Source organism: Sphingomonas sp. UBA978 (assembly GCF_002292295.1).
Lineage (GTDB): Bacteria > Pseudomonadota > Alphaproteobacteria > Sphingomonadales > Sphingomonadaceae > Sphingomonas.
In genome coordinates this window covers 13,688-30,781 of the sequence record NZ_DBBS01000021.1, presented here as the reverse complement: position 1 = coordinate 30,781, position 17,094 = coordinate 13,688, and the positions used below count along the sequence as shown (strand labels likewise).

General features: G+C 67.4%; 17 protein-coding genes and 1 tRNA gene. 2 read left to right on the top strand and 16 right to left on the bottom strand.

Features of this window, described 5'->3' with window-relative positions; genetic code table 11:
• Window positions 1–5: 5 nt before the first annotated feature.
• The 3 genes from B2515_RS15120 to B2515_RS15110 form a co-directional block, all read right to left on the bottom strand.
• Window positions 6–1,391 (bottom strand): efflux RND transporter periplasmic adaptor subunit, encoded by a 1,386-nt coding sequence (locus B2515_RS15120; protein ID WP_293877745.1) that lies wholly within the window; start codon window positions 1,389–1,391, stop codon window positions 6–8.
• Window positions 1,391–2,869, bottom strand: coding sequence for an efflux transporter outer membrane subunit (locus tag B2515_RS15115; protein ID WP_293877743.1), 1,479 nt, complete (start codon window positions 2,867–2,869; stop codon window positions 1,391–1,393). The genes B2515_RS15120 and B2515_RS15115 overlap by 1 nt, the downstream gene beginning before the upstream one ends.
• A gap of 102 nt (window positions 2,870–2,971) precedes the next feature.
• Window positions 2,972–3,754 carry an enoyl-CoA hydratase-related protein gene (locus tag B2515_RS15110; RefSeq protein WP_293877741.1) on the bottom strand — a complete coding sequence of 261 codons (783 nt, stop codon included), beginning with the start codon at window positions 3,752–3,754 and terminating at the stop codon, window positions 2,972–2,974.
• Window positions 3,755–4,070: 316 nt separating this feature from the next.
• Between B2515_RS15110 and B2515_RS15105 the strand changes: the two genes are divergently transcribed.
• Window positions 4,071–5,954 carry a calcium-binding protein gene (locus tag B2515_RS15105; RefSeq protein ID WP_293877739.1) on the top strand — a complete coding sequence of 628 codons (1,884 nt, stop codon included), beginning with the start codon at window positions 4,071–4,073 and terminating at the stop codon, window positions 5,952–5,954.
• 53 nt (window positions 5,955–6,007) lie between these two features.
• On the opposite strand, the gene B2515_RS15100 is transcribed toward B2515_RS15105, so the two are convergent.
• The 10 genes from B2515_RS15100 to B2515_RS15055 all read right to left on the bottom strand — a co-directional run bounded on the left by B2515_RS15100 (window position 6,008) and on the right by B2515_RS15055 (window position 14,369).
• Window positions 6,008–6,084 (bottom strand) — tRNA-Arg (locus tag B2515_RS15100).
• Between the two features lie 45 nt (window positions 6,085–6,129).
• On the bottom strand, window positions 6,130–6,783 hold the full coding sequence (nth, locus tag B2515_RS15095; protein ID WP_293877736.1) for an endonuclease III: 654 nt from the start codon (window positions 6,781–6,783) through the stop codon (window positions 6,130–6,132).
• Window positions 6,784–6,793: 10 nt separating this feature from the next.
• Window positions 6,794–7,522 carry a 4-hydroxy-tetrahydrodipicolinate reductase gene (gene dapB, locus B2515_RS15090; protein ID WP_293877734.1) on the bottom strand — a complete coding sequence of 243 codons (729 nt, stop codon included), beginning with the start codon at window positions 7,520–7,522 and terminating at the stop codon, window positions 6,794–6,796.
• Window positions 7,523–7,807: 285 nt separating this feature from the next.
• Window positions 7,808–9,361, bottom strand: a complete 1,554-nt coding sequence (locus B2515_RS15085; RefSeq protein ID WP_293877733.1) for an alpha-N-arabinofuranosidase — start codon at window positions 9,359–9,361, stop codon at window positions 7,808–7,810.
• Between the two features lie 115 nt (window positions 9,362–9,476).
• Window positions 9,477–11,033, bottom strand: coding sequence for a glutamine-hydrolyzing GMP synthase (gene guaA / locus B2515_RS15080; RefSeq protein WP_293877732.1), 1,557 nt, complete (start codon window positions 11,031–11,033; stop codon window positions 9,477–9,479).
• A 242-nt stretch (window positions 11,034–11,275) separates the two neighbouring features.
• A complete protein-coding gene (gene rplQ / locus B2515_RS15075; protein ID WP_230629404.1) occupies window positions 11,276–11,698 on the bottom strand; it encodes a 50S ribosomal protein L17 in 423 nt (140 codons plus the stop codon).
• A gap of 242 nt (window positions 11,699–11,940) precedes the next feature.
• The gene (locus B2515_RS15070) at window positions 11,941–13,008 is read right to left on the bottom strand and encodes a DNA-directed RNA polymerase subunit alpha (RefSeq protein ID WP_293877731.1); all 1,068 of its coding nucleotides are present in this window, start codon (window positions 13,006–13,008) and stop codon (window positions 11,941–11,943) included.
• An 84-nt stretch (window positions 13,009–13,092) separates the two neighbouring features.
• Entirely contained in the window at window positions 13,093–13,482 is a 390-nt protein-coding gene (gene rpsK / locus B2515_RS15065) for a 30S ribosomal protein S11 (protein ID WP_293877730.1), read from the bottom strand.
• Window positions 13,483–13,574: 92 nt separating this feature from the next.
• A complete protein-coding gene (gene rpsM / locus B2515_RS15060) occupies window positions 13,575–13,943 on the bottom strand; it encodes a 30S ribosomal protein S13 (protein WP_037534131.1) in 369 nt (122 codons plus the stop codon).
• A gap of 183 nt (window positions 13,944–14,126) precedes the next feature.
• A complete protein-coding gene (locus tag B2515_RS15055) occupies window positions 14,127–14,369 on the bottom strand; it encodes a hypothetical protein (RefSeq protein ID WP_293877729.1) in 243 nt (80 codons plus the stop codon).
• Between the two features lie 129 nt (window positions 14,370–14,498).
• Between B2515_RS15055 and B2515_RS15050 the strand changes: the two genes are divergently transcribed.
• The gene (locus B2515_RS15050; RefSeq protein ID WP_293877728.1) at window positions 14,499–14,645 is read left to right on the top strand and encodes a hypothetical protein; all 147 of its coding nucleotides are present in this window, start codon (window positions 14,499–14,501) and stop codon (window positions 14,643–14,645) included.
• Between the two features lie 13 nt (window positions 14,646–14,658).
• Here the strand turns inward: B2515_RS15050 and B2515_RS15045 are convergent, their stop codons facing one another.
• The 3 genes from B2515_RS15045 to B2515_RS15035 all read right to left on the bottom strand — a co-directional run bounded on the left by B2515_RS15045 (window position 14,659) and on the right by B2515_RS15035 (window position 17,074).
• On the bottom strand, window positions 14,659–14,859 hold the full coding sequence (locus tag B2515_RS15045) for a hypothetical protein (RefSeq protein ID WP_293877727.1): 201 nt from the start codon (window positions 14,857–14,859) through the stop codon (window positions 14,659–14,661).
• Between the two features lie 141 nt (window positions 14,860–15,000).
• Window positions 15,001–16,338, bottom strand: a complete 1,338-nt coding sequence (locus tag B2515_RS15040) for a sensor histidine kinase (RefSeq protein ID WP_293877726.1) — start codon at window positions 16,336–16,338, stop codon at window positions 15,001–15,003.
• A 40-nt stretch (window positions 16,339–16,378) separates the two neighbouring features.
• Window positions 16,379–17,074, bottom strand: coding sequence for a response regulator transcription factor (locus B2515_RS15035; protein WP_293877725.1), 696 nt, complete (start codon window positions 17,072–17,074; stop codon window positions 16,379–16,381).
• Window positions 17,075–17,094: the final 20 nt, after the last annotated feature.

Below are 17,094 nucleotides of genomic sequence, written 5' to 3'. Positions count from 1 at the left end.
CCGTCCTATTGCCCACCGGCCGCGCCCTGCTGTCGCCGCTGGCCGCCGGCCCGCCGCGCGCCGCCGGCCGCCGCATCGCTGCCGCTCGCCAGCTGCCCGGTGATGACCTGCTGCCCGGGCTTGAGGTCGCCACCCAGCACCTCGGTCATCGTGCCGTTGCTGTCGCCGGTCGTCACCTGCACCGCCTGCGGCTTGCCCTCGGCATCCTTGACGTAGATCGTCTGGCTCGCGCCGCGACCCAGCTTGGCGGTCCGCTCCGGCCGGTCGCGGCGCGGGCGGAAGGTCAGCGATCCCGCGATCCCGCCGCTCGATCCACCCGCCGCCCCTGCCGCGGTCGGCTTAAAGCGCAGCGCGGCATTCGGCACGAGCAGCACGTTCTGACGGTCCGACGTCACGATATCCGCCGTCGCGGTCATGCCGGGGCGCAGCTGCAACGACGGATTGGCGACGGTCAGGTCGGCCGCATAGCTCACCACCTGCCCCGTGGTTGCCGTGGTCGTGGTCGTCGCGGTCGAGCTTGCCGAGCTCACCGTCAGGTTCGACCCCAGGTCGACGCGGGTGATTTCGGCGGGGAAGGTCCGGCCCGGAAAGGCGTCGACGGTGAAGTTCGCCTTCTGCCCCACCTTGACCTCGCCGACGTCCGCCTCGTCGATCGCAACCTCCAGCTTCATCTTGCTGAGGTCCTTAGCGATGACGAACAGCGTCGGGGTGTTGAAAGAGGCCGCGACGGTCGCGCCCGGATCGATCTGGCGCGCGAGCACGACGCCGTTGACCGGCGAGCGGATGATCGCCCGCGCCCGCTGTGTCTGGCTCTGCGCCAGCGCCGCCTGCGCCGCGGTGACGTTGGCCTGCGCGACCTTCAGCGCGGCAACGCTGCGCTGGTAGTCGGCGCGCCCCGCCTGCAATTCGGTCCCCGACGGCACCCGGCCGTTCGACAGTTTGTAGACCTCTTCCAGCCGCGCCAGCTGCGCCCGGCTCTCCGCCACTGTTGCCTGCGCCTGATTGACCTGCGCGCGGTTGGCGGCGATCTGCGCCTGCTGCTGGCGGATCTGGTCCTCGATCTGCTCGGGATCGATCAGCGCGAGCGGCTGGCCGGCGGTGACGCGGTCGTTGACGTCGACCACCACCTTGGTGACCAGCCCCGACAGCTGCGAACCCACCGTCACCTGATTGGTCGGCGCCAGCTTGCCGGTCGCCGAGACGGTGACGGTCAGGTTGCCGCGCTCCGCCGCCTGCGTCGAATAGCCGGCCTCCGCCTTCGGCCCGAAGCAGCTCTTGAGCAGCAGCGCGAGCAGCACCACGCCAATCGCGACGAACACCCATTTCAGGTAGCGCCGCCACGCCGGCACCGGCTTCACGCCGAGGAAATCGTCGATCTGTTCGTCGGCCATCAGCGGGTCTCTGCCACGGGGGTTTGCACGCCGGTCGCGGGCGGCGCTTCGGGGGTGACGCTCGCATCCCAGCCGCCGCCGAGCGCATTGTAGAGCGCGATCAGCGCCGTCGCCTGATCCGATCGCGCCTGGACGAGGCCGTTGCGCGCGGACAGCAGCGCCGCCTCCTGCTGGTTGAGCGTCGTGAAATCGGTCAGGCCGCTGCGATACTGGCTGCGGCTGAGGATCGCCGATGCGCTGGCGGCGTCGAAGGCGATGCGGAACTGCGTCTCGCGCTGCCGTGCGGTGTCGAGCGCGACGATGGCATTCTCGACATCCTCCAGCGCGGTCAGCACAGTGCCGCGATAGGTGGCGAACGCGGCATCGGCGGCGGCTTCGCTAGAGCGGACCTGACTGCGCAGCCGGCCGCCGTTGAAGATCGCCTGCGTCAGCCCGGCGAACAGGCCGCCGGTGATCGCATTGCCGATATCGCCGATGCTGGTCGCATTGGTGTTGATGTTGCCGGTGATCGCCAGCGCCGGATAGAGCTGAGCCTTGGCGACGCCGATCTGCGCGGTCGTGGCGGCGAGCGTCCGTTCGGCCGCGCGCACGTCGGGACGGCGGCGCAACGTGTCGGCCGGGATGCCGACGCCGACCGTCGCCGGCCCCTTCGGGATCGGCTTCGCCGCCGCCAGCGCAGTGCGCAGCGCGCCCGGCGCCTGCCCGGTCAGCACGCCCAGCCGCGCGACCGATGCCGCATATTGCTGCTCGATCTGCGGCACCGTCGCGGCGGTCTGCGCCCGCTGGCTGCGCGCCTGTTCGACGTCGACCGACGACACCAGCCCCGCCTGCACGCGGAAACCGGCGATCTCCAGATTGTCGTCCTGGATGCCGAGGCTGGCGCGCGCATTGGCGAGCTGCGCCTGATAGGCGCGGGCGAGCACGTAGTTGCGCGCGACCTCGCTCTCCACCGTCAGCAGCACCGTCGCATAGTCGAACCCGCTCGCTTCATATTGCGCACGGCTCGCCTCGACCGTGCGGCGGATCTCGCCGAACAGGCCGACCTGATAGCTTGCCGACAGGCCGGCGGAAAAGTTGTTGGTGCCACCGCCGCCGGTGTCGACCACGGTGCCGTCGGGCAGCGTGAACGACCGCCCGCCGCCGCGCAGATTCTCGTTGCGCTGGTATCCGGCCGATCCCGACAGCGTCGGCAGCAACGTCGCGCGGCTCTGCACCAGCGCCTCGCGCGCCTGCCGCAACCGCGCCACCGCCTGCGCGACGTCGGTGTTGGCGACCCGCGCCTGTTCGACCAGCTGTCCCAGCACCGGATCGTCGAAGTTCGACCACCAGCGGGTCAGATCCTCGGGGCTCGCCTGCGCCGGCACCGAATAGCCGGTCGGCACGCCCAGTTCCGTCGCGCTTCTCGGACGATAATCGGGTCCGACGGTGCAGCCGGCCAGCGCAGCGGTAAACAGCAGGAGTGCGGGAACACGAACCATGGCGTGCTGTGTGGTCAACACACCCGGCGGCGTCCAGCGATTTTGTGTCGCAATTTGTCTCGCTTGCGTGTCAGCGCGGACACGCGCCCAGTTACCGCCCGGTCACCGCCCGGTGAACGTGGGCTTGCGCTTCTGGAGGAAGGCAATACCCCCCTCCATCGAATCTGCCGATCCGCGTGCCGTGCGCTGCGCATCCGCCTCGGCCGCCAGCGCATCGGCATAGTCCGTCTCCAGCGCGCGCCCGAGCGCCCGGCGCATCAGCCCCAGCGCCATCGTCGGCCCCGCCGCCAGCCGCGTCGCCAGCGCCAGCGCCTCGGCATCGAGCGCCTCGTCGGCGACGACCCGGTGGATCATGCCCCATTCCAGCGCCCTTGCCGCCGGCACGCGCTCGCCGAGCATCATCATCTCCGCCGCACGCGCCCGGCCGATCAGCCGCGGCAGCATCCACGATGCGCCGCCGTCGGGGACGAGGCCGATGTTGACGAACGCCTGGAGGAAATAGGCCGTCTCGCTCGCGACGCAGAAATCGGCCGCGAGCGCGAGGCTGCAACCGATCCCCGCCGCCGGGCCGCGCACTGCGCTCACCACCGGCACGCCCAGGTCCGCGATCGCCATGATCGTCGGATTGTAATGGTCGGTCAGCGCCGCATGGGTCGTCTCGCCCGGATTGTCGCTGCCCAGCGCGCCGCCGCCCACGTCCGCGCCCGAACAGAAGGCGCGCCCGGCACCGGTGACGAGCACCGCCCGCGCGCCGTCCAGCTTAGCGATCGCCGCGCGCAATTCGTCGAACAGCGCCGGCGGGGCGGCGTTGAGCCGGTCGGGCCGGTTGAGCGTCAGCACAAGCACGTCGCCGTGCCGCTCCCCCAGGATATGGTCGTAGGTCATCGCAAGTCCCCTCCCTCTCGTCGGCGCGCCTTCGTCCGGGTGGCCCGCGGTCGCTGTCGCCACGGCATAGCCAAGCGCCGCGGGGGAAGCACCGTAAATCTCGCGGTCGGGCACGCCTGACCATTTCCGACATTTCTGTGGACGCAAGCAGAAAGCCGCTTATCATGCGTCGGCAACGCCATAGACCGCGCAACACGCAAATAACGCGGCCAGACGAAACCCACATCGGCCCGTCACGACCGGGTTCGGTCAATATCCTGCCCCCGCAGATACGCGAATGCGACGCGGGACCGGTGCCAGAGGAGAGGAAACTGTCATGGGTCTGTTCGATTACCGTCGATATTCCGCTAGGGAATCTGCGGAACTTGCCGAAACCTCGCTCAAGCTTGCCACCTTCGGGCAGGTCGATCGCATCATCGGGATTGACGGCGCGGCGGTCGTCAACCTGTTCGGCAGCATCATGCCGGCCGGTCTGACCGCCAATACGCCGCATGCCGCGCTGCCCGCGGGATGGACCAAGGTTGGCCCCGCGCCGCTCCACCTGCCGGCCGATTCGGTGGATGCGGACGGCTATTTCATCATCGACAGCCCGCTGACCGGCAGGACCTATTCCGGCCCGCAGGCCGAGGTGTTCGAGGAGCGCGATGCCGCCGGGCGGATCACCCGCCTGTCGGTGACCTTCACCGGAACGAACTCCCCCGTCGATCTGCCCGACTACACCCAGCTCAACAGCGGAGAGATCGCACCCAAGCTGGAACCCTTGCTCGCCGCGGTGCGCGCCTATGCGCTCGCGCATGACGTGGCGGCGGATCACGTCCTCGTCACCGGCTATTCGCTGGGCGCCGCCTATACCAACATCATGGCGAAATATGCCGACACGCTGGCCGGCGGCTTCTTCGCCAACAGCAATTATATCGCCCACGAGGTGCCCTATACCTTCGAGGGGCAGGACCGCGTGCTCAACATCGGGTATGAGAACGACGTCGTGCACCGCGCCGCGGCGGATTTCCCCACGTTCGGCGATGCGGTCGCGCATGCCCCCGGCTTGCAGGGGCAGGATTACGCCCTCGCCTCCTCGACGGACAATCTGATCCTGTTCAGCGACGATTACGCCAGCCCATTGTGGCCGGCGGGACCCTTCGCTTTGTACAATCTGGTCGGCGGATGGAGCGCGCATATCGCCGGGATCGTCTCGGACGCGATCCCGCGCATAACGCATTCCGCCTTCTATGATTACACCGCGCGCGACAGTCTGGTCATCGTCTCCAACCTCACCGGGCTGACCCGCGGCGTCACCTGGGTCGAGGACGTCCGCCGCCCGTCGGACACGCACGACCATGTCGGCGATTCCGCCTTCCTGATCGGCTCGGACTATGCCGACCGGCTGCGTGGCAATGTCGGCAACGACTATATCGACGGCGGTGCCGGCGACGACATCATCCGCACCGGGCTAGGCGCCAACCGGGTCGAGGGCGGCGCAGGCAGCGATACGCTGGAACTGGACGGCAAGATGAGCGACTGGAGCGTGTCGCGCCTGTCGGACGGCACGACCGCGTTCTTCTCCCAATCCTTCGGCCTCAACATCGTATCGGGGGTCGAGAAGGTGACGTTCCTCGATGCCGGCCTGCCCTTGATCGGCCGCACCTACGCCCTCGCGGCCGACCATCTCGAAGATATGACGTGGAGCGGCGTCTTCGAATCGCTCGATCAGGACGTCGCCTACACCGCGGCGCGGCAGGGTACGGCGGGCAATGACACGTTGACCGGCTCGCGCGTGTTCGGCCTCGCCGGCAGCGACGCGATCACCGGCACGGCGGGCAACGACCTGCTGTCGGGCGGCGCCGGCAACGACACGATCGACGGCCGTGGCGGTAACGATGTCCTCTATGGCGGCGAAGGCAACGACCGGCTGACGGGTGGCGGCGGCACCGACCGGCTCAACGGCGGCCTCGGCGACGATACGTTCGTCATCGATACGACGCGGGCCGGCCGGGTGACGATCGAGGATTTCCGGCTGAACGATGTCGAACACGACATGATCCGGATCGCCGGCAGCGGCTTTACCAGCGCCGCGGATGTCTTCCGTCACGGCGAACAGACTGCCGACGGGCTGCTGTTCCACCTCGGCAATGTCGACGTGCTCGTCGAACATGCAACATGGAACGACCTCACCCCCGACATGCTGACGTTCGGCTGGTGATCCACAACCCGCGACGCTCGGTCACACGGCGCGTCGGTCATGCAGTGAAAAGCTGGTGCACCCGACTGGATTCGAACCAGTGGCCTCTGCCTTCGGAGGGCAGCGCTCTATCCAGCTGAGCTACGGGTGCCTGAGCGACGCGCCTAGCAAAGCCCCGCGGGCTGCGCCAGTGGGTTTATGCGGCGACCGCTTTCGGCGGCGGGGTCTTGGGCTTGTAGGCGCACAGGTCGGCGACGATGCAGCGCCAGCATTCGGGCCGCCGCGCCTTGCAGACGTAGCGACCATGCAGGATCAGCCAGTGGTGCGCGTGGAGGCGAAAGGGCTGCGGGGTGGCCTTGTCGAGCTTCAGTTCGACCGCGAGCGGCGTCTTGCCCCGGGCAAGGCCGGTGCGGTTGCCGACGCGAAAGATATGCGTATCGACCGCGAACGTCTCCGCACTGAAGGCGACGTTGAGGACGACATTGGCGGTCTTGCGGCCGACTCCCGGCAGGCGCTCCAGCGCCGCACGGTCGTCGGGCACCTGGCTGTTGTGTTCGGCGATCAGGGTTTCGGAGAGGGCGATGACGTTGTTCGCTTTGGTGTTGTACAGGCCGATCGTGCGGATATGCCGCTTGAGCGCGTCAACGCCGAGCGCCACCATCTGTTCGGGTGTCGTCACCGTCGCGAACAGGGCGCGCGTCGCCTTGTTGACCCCGGCATCGGTCGCCTGTGCCGACAGCACGACCGCAACCAACAGCTGATAGGCATTGCCCGATTCGAGTTCCGTTTCCGGATGCGGGTTCGCCTCCGCCAGCCGGCGGTAGAATTCGAAGACGTCCGCCTTCTTCACCGCACCGCGCTCACAGCCCGAGTACGTCGCCCATGCGGTAGCGCCCGGGCGGCTGGTCCGCGATCCACAGCGCGGCGCGCACCGCACCGCGGGCGAAGATACTGCGGTCCTGCGCCAGATGCGCGAGCTCGATCCGCTCGCCCTCGCTGGCGAAGACGACATTATGGTCGCCGATCACCGACCCGCCGCGCAGCGACGCCATGCCGATCGTCCCCTCGGTCCGCGCGCCGGTGAGCCCGGCGCGGCCGTCGACGCGCAGTTCGGACAATGTCGTCCCCCGCCCTGCCGCCGCCGCCTCGCCGAGCAGGATCGCGGTGCCCGAGGGCGCGTCGACCTTGTGCCGGTGGTGGCTCTCGACGATCTCGATATCCCAGTCGGTGCCGAGCTTCGCCGCCGCCTCGCGCACCAGCTGCGCCAGCAGCGTGACGCCGAGCGAGGTGTTGCCGGTCTGCAGCACCGCGATATCGGCCGCGGCGGCATCGATCGCGGCATGCTGCGCCTGGGTAAGGCCGGTGGTACCGATGACCAAGGGCGTGCCGGCGGCGCGGGCGATGGCGAGATGCGCCTCGAGCGCCGAGGAGGTCGAGAAGTCGACGAGCACGTCCGACCGCTGCGCCAGCGCCGCCGGGTCGCCGCCCGCATCGACGCCGCCGGCGAGCGTCGCGCCCTCCACCGCGATCTGTTCGGCGATCGCACGGCCCATCCGGCCGCTGCTGCCATAGATGCCGATCGCGGTCATGCGCGATTCCCGATCGGGCGGCGATTGGATACAGTCATGTCCGGCTTTTGGCATAAACCGGATGCGCGGGACAGGCAGTGCGCACCACATCGGCGTTTTTCGCCTCATGGACGTCCGCGCCGCTCCGACCCGGCTGAGCAATGACACCGATGGGTGCCGACCCGATCGCGATGCGTCAGCCTCCGCTCAACCTCACTTCATTCGAACCGAAATCTGCCAACGGCCTGAGTGCCCGCATTCGCTATACGGGGCGCTATACGGGGCGCGCCAATCCCTCCCCTTCCCTTAGCGAATATCCAGCATTACCACCGACTTGGCCGGCAGCGTTACCTGCAGCTTGCCCCCCGCCAGCGTCGCCCCGGCGAAGGCGGCCGGTACCACCGCATTCGGCGCGTCGAAGGTGTTGTGCGCGTCCATCGTCGCGGCGGTGAGGATGCGGCCGGTCACCGCCCCGCCGGCGACGCCGTCCAGTTGCACCGTCACGGTCGCGGGCCGGTTGGGATCGACGTTGGTCAGTCCCATGTGAACCACGCCATCGGCACCGCGCACCGCGCTGGCGCTGACCGCCTTCAGCACCCACTGGTTCTTGGAATACCAGCGCGACTGGACGTCGGCCGGCAGGACGATGCCGTCCTGATAATCCTTGTAGAGGTCGAACACCCAATAGGTCGGCGTCCTGACCATGCGACTGCCGTCGGTCAGCATCATCGCCTGGAGCACGTTGACCATCTGCGCGATGTTTGCGCCGCGCAGCCGGTCGGTGTGGCGGGCGAAGATGTCGAAGTTCAGGCTGGTGACCAGCGCATCGCGCAGCGAATTCTGCTGGTAGAGGAAGCCCGGATGACTGCCGGGTTCCTGATCGTACCAGGTGCCCCATTCGTCGACGAGCAGCGCGACGCGCTTCTGCGGATCATGCTTGTCCATGACCGCCGCATGCTTCGCGATCAGCTCTTCCATCTTGACGGTCTTGGCGAGCGTCCGCGCCCATTGATCCTCGTCGAAGCCGGTCGCGGCGCCCTTGTGCTTCCAGTCATAGGGAATGGTGTAATAATGCACGCCGATCCCGTCGAAATGACGGCCGGCATCGCGCATCATCACTTCGGTCCAGTTGTAATCCTCGGCATTGGCGCCACTGGCGATCTTCATCACCTTCTGCCCCTCGGGCATCTTCAGGAAGGTGCCGTAGCGTCGCGTGATGTCGGCGGCATATTCGGGGCGCATATTGCCGCCGCAGCCCCACAATTCGTTGCCGATCCCGAACATCGGCAGCGCCCAGGGCGTCTTGCGGCCGTTGGCGGCACGCTCCTTGGCGAGGCTCGATCCGGTCGGCGAGGTCATATATTCGACCCATTCCGCCATCTCGCTCGGCGTGCCGTTGCCGACGTTGCCCGACACGTAGGGTTCGGCGCCGAGCATCTCGGAATAGTTCATGAATTCGTGCGTACCGACCGCATTGTCCTCGGTCACGCCGCCCCAGTTGGTGTTGATCTTCACCTTGCGCTTCGACGGAGCACCGATCCCCTCACGCCAGTGATATTCGTCGGCGAAGCAGCCGCCGGGCCAGCGGACGACAGGCACGCGGATCGCCTTCAGCGCGTCGAGCACGTCGCGGCGGTAGCCGTCGACATTGGGGATGCGGCTGCCCTTGCCCACCCAGATGCCGCCGTAGATGCCGGTGCCCAGATGCTCGGCGAACTGGCCGAAGATGCGCTTGTCGAACCTGGGCGCTGGCCGGTCGCCATGGACGATGACGGTGTCGGCGGGAGGGGCCACATCCTGCGCCATCACGGGAGCGGACGCAGCCAGAACCAACGCCAGCGCGGTCATTATCGTCTTCATCGGTCGCTCTCCCTCGCCTGCCGGCGCCTGTCCGCGGGGGAACGTCCGTTCCTCTCCCCTTGCCGCGCCTCTTGTCAGACAAGAAGCGACGCAGGTCAAGCGCGCTGCGGCGAGGTCATTCCCACTCGATCGTGCCGGGCGGCTTGGAGGTGTAGTCGTAGACGACGCGGTTGACGCCCTTCACCTCGTTGACGATCCGCGTCGCGACGCGCGGCAGGAAGTCGCTCGGGAAGTCGAACACCTCCGCGGTCATGCCATCCGTCGACGTCACCGCGCGCAGCGCGAGGACGTGGTCATAGGTGCGCCCGTCGCCCATCACGCCAACCGTGCGCACCGGCAGCAGCACGGCGAACGCCTGCCAGATCGCATCATACAGGCCGGCGTTGCGGATTTCCTCGAGATAGACCGCATCCGCCTTGCGCAGGATGTCGCAACGCTCCTGCGTCACTTCGCCGGGGATGCGGATGGCGAGGCCGGGTCCGGGAAACGGATGGCGACCGACGAAGACGTCGGGCAGGCCGAGCTCGCGGCCGAGCGCCCGCACCTCGTCCTTGAACAGTTCGCGCAGCGGCTCGACCAGCTTCATGTTCATGCGCTCGGGCAGGCCGCCGACATTGTGGTGGCTCTTGATCGTCACCGACGGACCGCCGGTGAAGCTAACGCTCTCGATCACGTCGGGGTAGAGCGTACCCTGCGCGAGGAACTCGGCACCGCCGATCTTCTTCGCCTCCGCCTCGAACACGTCGATGAAGGTCTTGCCGATGAACTTGCGCTTCGCCTCGGGGTCGGTGACGCCGGCGAGGCCGTTCATGAACAGCGTCTGCGCCTGCACATGGACGAGCGGGATGTTGTAATGGCCGCGGAAGAGGCCGACGACCTGCTCCGCCTCCCCGGCCCGCAGGATGCCGCCATCGACGAAGACGCAGGTCAGCTGGTCGCCGATCGCCTCGTGGATCAGCAGCGCGGCGACGGAGGAATCGACCCCGCCCGACAGGCCGCAGATCACCTTGCCCGTGCCGACCTGTTCGCGAATCTCGGCGATCTTGGCGTCGCGGAACTCGGCCATCGTCCAGTCGCCGGCGAGGCCGCAGACGTGGCGCGCGAAATTGGCGATCAGCTTGCCGCCGTCGGGCGTATGGACGACCTCCGGGTGGAATTGGACGCCGTAGAAACGCCGCGCCTCGTCGGCGACGATCGCGAAGGGCGCGCCTTCGGAGGTGGCGACGGGGACGAAGCCGGGCGGCAGCGCATCGACCTTGTCGCCGTGGCTCATCCAGACCTGATGGCGTTCGCCCTCGGCCCACAGGCCGTGGAACAGGCCGCAGTCGGACTTGACGTCGACGAACGCCTTGCCGAATTCGCCGCCGTCGCCGGAGATGACGACGTTGCCGCCGAGCTGCGCGCTCATCAGCTGCTGGCCGTAGCAGATGCCGAGGATGGGGATGCCCGCCTCGAAGAACCGCTGCGGCGCGCGCGGGCTGGTCGCCAGCGTCACCGACGCGGGACCGCCGGACAGGATGATGCCAGCGGGCCTGATCCGGTCGAATGCCTCTTCGGCGGATTGGAAGGGGGCGATCTCGCTATAGACGCCGGCTTCGCGGACGCGGCGGGCGATGAGCTGGGTCACCTGGCTGCCGAAATCGACGATGAGGATGCTGTCGGTGTGCTGCATGGGCGCAGGCCTTAGCGGCGCAGCCGCATAAGGCCAAGCCCGGCCGGCGGGGCTTGGCCCCGTCCGACGACGCGGCTTTGCCGCGGCGGCAGTCGGTATCGGACTATAACCAAAAAGGGGCCGCACCATCGCTGGTGCGGCCCCTTCGATGGGTAGCGACCCGGCAAAGCCGAGTCGTCGGACGTCGCTGTAGCGACGCCGGCCGGACGAGGCGTCAGCCTCGGGTCCAGCTTCGCTGGCTCTTACGCCGCCTCGTCGAAATCCTCGTCCGACTGGACCGGACCCGAATCCTGGCCCTTCGCCGAGACGTCGCGATCGACGAATTCGATGATCGCCATCGGCGAGGCGTCCGACGCGCGGATGCCGGCCTTGATGATGCGGGTGTAACCGCCGTTGCGGTCGGCGTAGCGCGACGCGAGCACGTCGAACAGCTTCACCAGCTGCGCATCGTCGAGCAGCCGCGCATGCGCGAGACGACGGTTGGACAGGCCACCCTTCTTCGCCAGCGTGATGAGCTTCTCGACGTAGGGGCGCAGTTCCTTCGCCTTGGCGACGGTGGTGGTGATCTGCTCATGCTTGATGAGCGCGGCCGACATGTTGCGGAACAGGGCCGTACGATGGGCCGAGGTACGCTGCAGCTTACGACCGCCAACGCGATGACGCATGGGTAATTCCTTCGTTCGTTAAGGGGCCGTTTCACGGAACCCCAGATCTGGTCGGGACGGTGAGCCGACCGGTAACCGTCGTCCCGGCTCGAGCCGGGACCTCTTGAACTCTGGCCGGGTGGCGGTGCGGCGAAGCCGCACCGGTCACGTCGAACGGGACGGTGTCGCGGCGTGGCCGCTTCCCCGCCCGTCGGCCGAGGTCATCGCCGAGACGGCAGATAGCCGAGGCTATCTGCCTGCGATTACCCCATGATTTCCTGCTCGAGCTTCTTCGCCATCTCTTCGATGTTCTCGGGCGGCCAGCCCGGGATTTCCATGCCGAGGCGCAGGCCCATGGACGAGAGGACTTCCTTGATCTCGTTCAACGACTTGCGGCCGAAGTTCGGGGTCCGGAGCATCTCGGCCTCGGTCTTGCCGACCAGGTCACCGATATAGATGATGTTGTCGTTCTTGAGGCAGTTCGCCGAACGCACCGACAGTTCGAGCTCGTCGACCTTCTTGAGAAGGTAACGGTTGATCTGCTGGGTGTCGCCCGCCGTCTCGCCACCGGCCGCCGGAGCAGCCGCCTGGCCGATCGGCGCGGACGAGCGCGTGATCGCCGAATCGTCGAAGTGGACGAACAGCGCGAGCTGGTCCTGGAGGATGCGACCGGCATAGGCCACCGCGTCTTCCGGGGTCACCGTGCCGTCGGTTTCGATCGTCAGCGTCAGCTTGTCGTAATCGAGGTCCTGCCCGACGCGGGTGGGATCGACCTTGTACGACACCTGACGTACCGGCGAATACAGCGCATCGACCGGGATCAGGCCGATCGGCGCGTCGGCCGGACGGTTGGCGGTCGCGGGAACATAGCCCTTACCGATGTCGGCGGTCAGCTCCATGTTGAGCGTCGCGCCTTCGTCGAGGTGGCAGAGGACCAGATCGGGGTTCATCACCTCGATATCGCCCGACACGGCGATGTCGCCGGCCTTCACTTCGCCGGGCCCGGTCGCCGAGAGCTGGAGGCGCTTCGGCCCCTCGCCCTGCATGCGGATGGCGATCTGCTTGACGTTCAGAACGATGTCGGTGACGTCCTCGCGGACGCCGGCCAGGCTGGAGAATTCGTGCAGCACGTTCTCGATCTTGATCGAGGTGACGGCGGCACCCTGCAGCGAGGAGAGCAGCACGCGGCGCAGCGCGTTGCCAAGCGTCAGGCCGAAACCACGCTCCAGCGGCTCGGCCACGAAGGTAGCCTTGCGCTTGCCATCGCCGCCCTTCTTCTCAAGGCCGTTGGGCTTCTTCAGTTCCTGCCAGTTCTTTGCATTGACAGACACAGGTGTCCCCTAATTTGGGCCGGAACAGGGGGCAGCTCCAGCCGGGAGAAAGACGCGCCGACTCGTCAGCCGGCGCGTGAGAGATCAGACGCGACGACGCTTCGACGGCCGCACGCCATTGTGCGGGATCGAGGTGACGTCACGGATCGAGGTGATCTGGAAACCGACCGCCTGCAACGCGCGCAGCGCCGATTCACGGCCCGAACCCGGACCCTTCACTTCGACTTCGAGGGTGCGGACGCCGTGCTCGGCGGCCTTCTTGCCGGCGTCTTCCGCGGCCACCTGAGCGGCATACGGGGTCGACTTGCGGCTGCCCTTGAAGCCCATCATGCCGGCGGACGACCACGAGATGGCGTTGCCCTGCGCGTCGGTGATGGTAATCATGGTGTTGTTGAAGCTGGCGTACACATGGGCGACGCCGGCGGTGATGTTCTTGCGTTCGCGACGGCGAATACGCTGCGGTTCACGTGCCATGGATGAGTCCTGACCTTAATCTAGCTGAAACGCCAGAGGATCGACGGCGAACGTCGGGAGCCTCCGGCGGAGTAAATCGTCCCCGGGCCGATTTACTTCTTCTTGCCGGCGATCGGCTTTGCCTTGCCCTTGCGGGTGCGCGCATTGGTGTGCGTGCGCTGGCCGCGGACCGGCAGGCCCTTGCGATGACGCAGGCCGCGATAGCAGGCCAGATCCATCAGGCGCTTGATGTTCATCGCGGTTTCACGACGCAGATCGCCCTCGACCGTGTGGTCGGCGTCGATCGTCTCGCGGATCTGCAGAACTTCCTGATCGGTCAGGTCCTGAACGCGACGCTCGGGCGCGATGTTCAGCTTGGCCGTGATTTCCTTCGACTTGGTCAGACCAATGCCGTGGATGTAGGTCAGCGCGATCACCACGCGCTTGTTGGTCGGGATATTGACACCCGCGATACGTGCCATGAAATGTTTCTCCTAGCTCCACGGGGTTCGGCATGGCCGCACGACCCCCATCTCGTCGCATCCTCCGAGCAACACCGCCCGCCCCTGTTCGCGTCTACGCAAAACGCGGCGAGCGCAAACGAGCGCCGCCGGAGCAACCGGTATTTCGGAGGGAAAGGCAGGTAGGCGCGCGCAAACGCCGTGTCAAGCGACCGGTTCCACCGTCCGTCGCTTGGCGAGCGCGATCCACCAGCGGCGCAGCGCGATGGCCGTCCACAACAGCTCGACCGCACCGAACGGCCAAGCCCCCTGCAGAAACCCGTAGGTCGAGCTGAGCAGGCATCCGATGGCGAACCCGAACGTCCACCACGGCGACCGTTCCTCCATCAGATAGCACAGGAGCATGAACAGAATGGCAAAAAGGCCGAACAGACTGAGGGCGTCCATGATGATCCTGTGGGAGGGCCGCGGGGCTGGCGGTTCCGGTTTCGACAGTTCGGTCAACGTCCTGCCGGCCCGTTAACCATTTGGTAGCGGCGGACGGACCACAGCGCCTCCCGGTCAGAGGATATGCAGATGGCTCCGTCGCAACACGCTTATAGTCGAATCGCCAGAAAGATGCAGGCCCCCGCGCCCGGCGTCGGTACGCCATGGTCGCCGCCCGCGCTCGGCGAGCTGATCGCCCGGATCGACGCGGCCCTCGGCACCCGCCGCGCTGCCTGAGCGCGCCTGCCGGTCACATCAGGGGAAACGGGGCCTTCGCGGTGAAAGCCATGAGCAGCAGCAGCCCCGACAGTCCGGCGGACAGGCCGCACAATACGTAGCCGACATATTGCAGCATCGGCGGATTGGGCCGCTTCAGCTTCGCGTTGCGGGATGCCCCCTGCAACACGAAGCTCATCAGCATGCCATAGGTGAACACGATCGCCCCAAGCATAACGCTCCTTCTTGCCGAACCCGGCGCAAAGCCCCTCGATAAGATGCAGCCCCCCGGCCGCGCCCGTCCAACACACTATCGGACCCGGGCTAGCAAGTGGTTAACCCTCAGCCGGGGCGGAAATGCGACGAAGTCGCGGCGTCAGACCGGCAGGACGATCCGCGCGATCAGCCCCGGTGCGTTGTCGGCAAGCTCGAACCGGCCGTTGTGCAACCGCGCCACCGCTTCGATCAGCGCCATGCCGAGCCCCGCCCCCGGCGTCGTCCGGGCGGAATCGAGCCGGCCGAATCGCTTCAGCGCCTGCGCCCGGTCCGCCTCCGCGATGCCGCTGCCGCGATCCTCGACCTGGATCGCGATCGCCTGCGGCAGGCAGACCAGCCGGAGCGTCAGCACCCCGCCGCTCGCGGCGTGCTTCAACGCATTGTCGATCAGGTTGGTGATCGCCTGGCTCAGCAATTCGCGGTGGAGCAGCATCGCCGGCGCCGTATCGTCGATCGCGGTGGTGAAGGCGAACCCCGCCTCCTCCGCGACCGGTTCGTAGAGTTCGGCGATCTCCTCGACCAGTTCGGCAGGCTCGACCTCGATGAACCGGTCGCGCGACACCGCCTCCGACCGGCTGATCTCGATGAGCATCGTCAGCATCCGCATGACCAGATCGGTTTCGGCAAGCAGCCCGCCCAGCGCCGCCTCGCGCGCGGCGGGGTCCGCGATCAGCACCGCCTGTTCGGTCTTGGTCCGCAGCCGGCTGAGCGGCGAGCGCAGGTCGTGCGCGAGGCTGTCGGTGACGAGGCGCAGTTCGACCATCAGCCGTTCGAGCTTGCCGAGCATGAGGTTGAGCTGGTTGGCGAGCCGGTCGAAGGCGTCGCGCCGGCTCGCTGCCACCGGCACGCGTCGCGAAAGATCGCCCTCCCCCGCCGCCTCGATCACCGCGGCGATCCGGTTGAGCCGCATGCCGACATAGCGCGCCAGCACGAGTCCCGCGCCAACGCCGAGCACCAGCGACAGCAGCACCGCCACCGCCAGCGCGCCCTCGATCGCGCGCCGCTCCGCCTCGACCAGATCGAGCCGGCGGCCGGTGAGCAGCCAGTAGCGGCCGATCGGTCGCAGCGTATAGCCGATGTCGCCGGTCGCCCGGGCCGGGTCGAGATCAGCGATGCGAAACGGGCTGGGCGTCAGCGGTAGCGCGATCCCCGCGGGCGCGAAGCCGGCGATCCGTACGCCGCGGCTGTCGAGCACCGCCAGCAGCAGCGACGTATCGCCCGTCGCGCGTGCATGGCCGATCGCCTCGACCACCGCGGGCAGGCCACCGACATGGTAGATCGACCGCATCGCGTCAGATTGCTCGATCGTCTCGCGTCGGACGGTGCCGATCACCGCCGCATCCGTCTGCTTCCAGACGAATCCGACCAGCACGAGGTTGGAGACGAGGGCCAGACCGATCGACAACAAGGCGATGCGGGCGGTGACGGACAGGCGCATGGCCTGCCTTAGCCGGTTCACGGACGAAAGCGAACCGCGGTCAGACCGGATCGGCCGCAAGCCGATATCCCGCGCCGCGTACCGTATGGAGGATCGGCGAAGCGAAACCATCCTCCAGCTTGCGGCGCAGGCGGCCGATATGCACGTCGACGACATTGCTGCCCGGGTCGAAATGATAGTTCCAGATCTTCTCCAGCATCATCGTGCGGGTGACGACCTGACCGGCATGCCGGGCGAGGAATTCGAGCAGGTTGAATTCGCGTGCGCCGAGCGGGATCGCCCGTCCGGCACGGGTGACGTGACGCGCGAGCAGGTCGATCTCGAGATCGCCGACCGCGAGCCGCGTCCTGGTCGGTTCGGTCGCCGCGCGGTCGGACCGGCGGACCAGCGCCTCGATCCGCGCCGACAGTTCGGCGAAGGAAAACGGCTTGCAGAGATAATCGTCGGCCCCTGCCTTGAGCCCGTCGACGCGGTCGTCGACCGCGGCGAGCGCGGACAGAACGAGCACCGGCGTAGCAATGCCCGCGGCGCGGATCGCACTGACCATCGACAGGCCGTCCAGGCCCGGCAGCATGCGATCGGCGATGATGAGGTCGAAAATCCCTTCGCTGGCGAGGAATAGCCCGTCGCGTCCGTCGCGCGCCGATTCGACCGAATAGCTGGCCTCGGACAGCCCCTTGGCAAGATAGGCCGCGGTCGAGCTGTCATCCTCCACGATCAGGATCTTGCGGGTCACGGGTGCTTCCTCACGCCAGT